This window comes from uncultured Methanobrevibacter sp. (genome assembly GCF_902774605.1).
Lineage (GTDB): Archaea > Methanobacteriota > Methanobacteria > Methanobacteriales > Methanobacteriaceae > Methanocatella.
The window spans coordinates 1-3,456 of sequence record NZ_CACYJE010000092.1 but is presented as its reverse complement, the minus strand read 5'-3'; the positions used below and the strand labels follow the sequence as shown (position 1 = coordinate 3,456).

Below are 3,456 nucleotides of genomic sequence, written 5' to 3'. Positions count from 1 at the left end.
CCTTTTTTATGAAAAAATACAATTTAGTAATACTATTATGAAAAAACATATTACTAATATTAAAGAAGTTAACCATGCTATTTAAAACTTATCATTTGACATGGATATTTGAAATTTAATTTCAATCTATCTGTGCAATAGCCCCCATTAAAGAAAGGGTATTTTCTAAAATTAGCTGTGCGCAAAGGAGATAATATCCTGTTTTGAATAAAAAAAAAGAAAAAACTGGAATGGATAAGAAAAATTCAATATCCCATAATCCAGCTAAATATTTTAATTATTTTTCCCCCTTATCTTCAATAATTAATAGCGTAATCTCCAAAATTCAATTCTACAAATATTAACATCCTTCATGCCTAACACTAAGGCATTATTGTGTTAATAATTCATAATTAGCATAATTAATTAATCAATAAACGGATTAAACAATCAAATAGTTTTTTAAATTTAATTTTAAAAATATATCCGCACTAATTTTTACGTTTAGGAGATATGATTAATGTGATAATGGCAAATATCAAAGCTAAAAACGGATTTCCTGTGGCAGCTTTTGAAGCCGGCACTTTATAAATATCCTTTTTTGGATGCTCCTTTTTAGGTTCGTCCTTTTTCGGAACAGTCTTGTTTTCAGTTTTGTTCTCTTCAGGAATGTGGGTATTGGTTATTGTGAAGGTGTTGTTTGAGCATGAAATGCTGCTGTTATAACCTTCAACGCTTTCCTCATTAACTGAATACTTGATTAGAGAACCATTATCATATTTTGGCAGGTTTGTGAATGTGTAAGTCCACTCGCTGCCGCTGATTGTAACAGTCTTGACGACGACTCCATTGGCAAGAAGGTGGACTGTTATTTTTCCAGGCCTCTTTCCATCTTTGTCGTTTTTGTCATTCCATATCTTCTTGACAGTTATGTTGACTGTCTCAAGCTTGTTGCTTATAGTGAAATTTGTTTTCAAATCAGTTACATCTTTGTCAAGATAGCATTGTCTTTCATTCTCGACCTGATCTTTAGTAGGCATCAATGGGTTCACATGCTCTTGTGAACTGCTAATGTTTGATACATAGAGCTTGGATGGATTCAGCTCTTTCACTTTGTAGTCGACCACATTGATACGGGGATTGTTGTACATATAGAAATATGTGAAATCATCCTCACTGGCATCTTCACTCAATCCTATAATGTCGAATGACCAGTCATTTGAGCTGTTCAACAATTCCGCACCTGCAATGGCTGTATCACGTATTTCGATATACCATGATTCGTTTTTCAAGTCGTCATTGATAATTTGAAAATGCAGGTTTTTAATTTTTGCATCTTTCACAGTGGTCTCGACTTGACCTATGGACCCGGATGTCATGTCCCTGGCAGTATAGTTGATTTCTTTTCCATTGCGGTCATATTTGTCCAGGACTTTGAAAGTATATTCCCAGTTGTCGGCTTCGCTCAGTTCAACCCAATATTTGGCTCTGCCATTGACATATAAGTAAATCACAATATTTTCAGGCTTCTCGCCGGTGTAGCTTTCATCCCATACCTTCCTTACTGTGACATCGCATGCCTTGTCTTCTTCATAAGTGGCTTCTACAGAAAAGTCCTCCTTATTCAGTTTAAAAGACATGTTGTATAAGTAATAAACAGGCAGGTCCTTGAAGGCATATGTCCAGTTGTTGGCATCATCAAGCACGACAGCTTTGCCTATTGTTTCATTGTTTCCATATAGCTGAACGCTGATGGAATCAGGCCTTGTGCCTGCAGAATTGTCATCGTCATCCCATACTTTGGTCACATTGATCTTGGTCAGTATGTTGAAGCCAAGCAGCGCCTGGTAGCCTACTCCGTGATTTTCCTCAAGGTCAGCACCATAGAGATAGAACTGGTATGTTAGAAAATCTGAATTATTGAAAGGACCACTGCTGTTGACTCCATTTCCAGAATCAACGATATCCATGATTTCCTTTACATATTCATAAACTTCCTTTCCACCAAATAGCTTTGTATTATAATAGCTGTTGGGATTGGTGTAGTCCTGTTCCATGAAAGACCAGATAAGTAAATCTGAAAGAACGGCTTTTCCATTGTCATGATAACCTATTATATCCTTGTTGTAGTTCAGATAGAGATAGGTCCTCAAATATTTGTAGACATCTTCACCAGTATACTTGTTGATGAATTTGTCTTTGTCGCTTAAAGTTATTCTCCTATATATTCCAGGATTGTAATATCCTGACCCGTCAGGATCGCATGCATTGGAATCTAGACATACTGCCCATGTAGTGTCGTTCATCAGGAAGGGAATTCCACTTCCTTGGAAATTACCATTACGCCATATTCCAATTGCTCTGTAAGTCTCGCTGGAGATTTCTGTGTCCTCATCGAAAACATAAGTGATCGCATGACTGTGCTGATAAATCTCAAAGTCTTCTAAATCATTTGATTGAGAATCATCTGCAGAGTCTCCAAGGGTTGATTGGGATTGGGCTCCTGATTTTGCATTTATAGAAGAATCCATCAAGTCATTTGAATTTTCACCCAATTTCAAATTTGAACTTTCAACATCGCTTTTCAAATTAGTGTCAAATATATTTGATTGTACTCCATTATCCCCGCCATCATCTGATGAGGATAATTGGACATTTTTATCCATTATTTGCATGTCATCGACTTCATATGCGAAAGCACTGCCCGCGCATAAAAACAAAGTCATGATTAATGCAAAAAGAAGGATAATGTGGGTTTTGCTTAATTTCAATTTATCCTCCTGTTAAAAGTTATACAAACAAATATTTTTTTTATTGTATCTAACTTTTAAAGTTATATACATTAATATATTATATAATAAATTATTTATATAATTAACTTTTTATTGGTTTTTTTCAAAAATTTAAAAAAATTATATTTAAAAAAATAGAAAAGAATGGGGATTTATTTTTTATAATTAAAGATTTTTTTTGGATAGTTTTTGGTGTGTGGGATATGAAAAGAATTGGGAAATTTATTCACAATCCTCTTCTTCTTTGGATGAGCTGGACTTTGTTCTGTCGCAGCTATCGAGATAATTATCGATCTCCTCATCGGACATGTCCGGCCAGTTCTGCTTGATGCCTTTCTTCAAGGTGTTCAGGTATTCCTTGCAAGGCTCTGCATATGGGCGAAGCACGTCGTTGGTGATGGTGATCATTTCATAGCCCTCCATTTCACCAAGGGTCTTGATGTCCTCGTACCAGTTGCCGTATCCGTCAGGGAAGCGTCCTCCGTTTTCTTCCGCTGCCACATGCTCGAACTGCTCTCTTGTTATGAGGTATGCAACTCCAAGTGCATGGCCTTTCCTGCTTGTATCCAGGAATGAAACTCCGCAGCCGTTCCATGAACCGGAATGGTTTCCGAAGTACATGTCGTGTGGAATATCTATTGTTCTCCTTTCAACTGGCGCTGAAGTGTCCCTGCAAGGGTAGTTG

At 36.5% G+C, this 3,456-nt stretch carries 1 protein-coding gene and 1 pseudogene; both read right to left on the bottom strand.

Features of this window, described 5'->3' with window-relative positions; translation table 11 throughout:
* Positions 1 to 470: 470 nt before the first annotated feature.
* On the bottom strand, positions 471 to 2,750 hold the full coding sequence (locus QZU77_RS10585; RefSeq protein ID WP_288267483.1) for a Cna B-type domain-containing protein: 2,280 nt from the start codon (positions 2,748 to 2,750) through the stop codon (positions 471 to 473).
* Between the two features lie 243 nt (positions 2,751 to 2,993).
* Positions 2,994 to 3,456 (bottom strand): annotated as a pseudogene (locus tag QZU77_RS10580) (gamma-glutamylcyclotransferase); the annotation flags it as partial.